Origin of the sequence: Anaeromyxobacter soli (genome assembly GCF_022808855.1) — a bacterium.
Lineage (GTDB): Bacteria > Myxococcota > Myxococcia > Myxococcales > Anaeromyxobacteraceae > Anaeromyxobacter > Anaeromyxobacter soli.
In genome coordinates this window covers 1-1,334 of record NZ_JAKZLF010000076.1, presented here as the reverse complement: position 1 = coordinate 1,334, position 1,334 = coordinate 1, and the positions used below count along the sequence as shown (strand labels likewise).

General features: G+C 67.5%; 1 protein-coding gene. It reads right to left on the bottom strand.

Features of this window, described 5'->3' with window-relative positions; translation table 11 throughout:
* Positions 1-8: 8 nt before the first annotated feature.
* The gene (locus MLV88_RS23795; RefSeq protein WP_456298422.1) at positions 9-1,259 is read right to left on the bottom strand and encodes an IS481 family transposase; all 1,251 of its coding nucleotides are present in this window, start codon (positions 1,257-1,259) and stop codon (positions 9-11) included.
* Positions 1,260-1,334 lie beyond the last annotated feature (75 nt).

Here is a 1,334-nt window from a genome sequence, read left to right as displayed (position 1 = left end):
GGAACCAGTCAAGACATCGCTGACACTTTGCTCGGGATCTTGGCTTGTCTCCCGCGCTGACGAATCCGCTGCTCGGTGTTTACCCAGGTGACAGGTGGCATCACCGTGTTCTGGGCGAGGGCGTGGTCGAACGGGACGATCTCGAGGGTGCCCAGGTCCACGTCGAAGTACCGGGCGCGCCACAGCAGCTCGCTCTCCTGGCGGAGCCCGACGATGTGTCCGATGAGGGCGGTGCTGAGGAACACGTAGTCGCCGGCGATGCGCACCATCCCCATGCGGTTCACCCGACGTGTCTGCCAGTCGCCGGAGTAGTTGGGGATCATCGGTACGAGCGAGCGCCGCGGCGAGTCGCGGTAGACCTCCGACGGCGTCTTGCCGCCGAGCGCGTCGTGCGGGCGGACCTCGTTGAAGTCGACCATCCAGCGGTCGCAGTCGCGCTGCTGCGCTCTGCGGCTCTTGGCGGGCCTGAGCTCCAGCTCGGAGAGGTCGCGGTGCATCCGCTCGTGTCCGCCGTTGTCCTGCGGCGACGCCGGGCGGGAGCGGACGAGCCGGATTCCGAGCGACACGAGCCAGGCGGAGAGGTGCGTCATCCCTCCTCGCGCCCGCGAGCAGGCGAACGGGCTTCCGTTGTCGCACTGCATTGCGAGCGGCACGCCGTGCTTGCGAAACAAGGCTTCCAGCGCACGGCGCACGTGGATGGTGTGCCGGCTCGGCACGAGCGTCACCGCGAGGACCTTGCGGCTGAATGCGTCGCGCACGGTCAAGGGCTCGCAAATCTCTCGGTTCTGTGCGCGCCACCAGCCCTTGAAGTCGAAGGTCCAGAGGTCGTTCGGCCCCTTCACCTCGACACGCGGACGCCCGGCGACGGTCCAGACCCTCACCGGGTACCGCTTGCGCTTCATCTTCCCGAGGCGCCGAAGCACCCGAGCGACCGTCGACGCGCTGGGCGTGCTCGGGCCGAGCCGCCTCGCCAGGACGCGCGCGATCTTCTGCGGCCCGTAGCTCGGATGCTTGTCCCGGAGCTCGACGATGCTGACCACGATCTCCTCCGCCGTGGCGAGCGGGCTCGAGGCGGGACGCCGACTGTGCTCGACCAGACCCGCGTACCCCTGCTCGCGGTAGCGGCGCAACCACTTGTGGCCGGATTGCCGCGAGATCCCGTATTCGACGCACAGCGCCGAGATGTTCGCGCCGGGCTTGGTCGCCTTCTCGACGAACTCCAGCTTCTGGCTCATGGCTCGCTGAACTTTCCAGGGCACGCCACAGTCGAGCAGCCACGACTGTCAGCGATGTCCTGACTCAAAAAGCGTCAGCGATGTCTTGGTACCGCACCC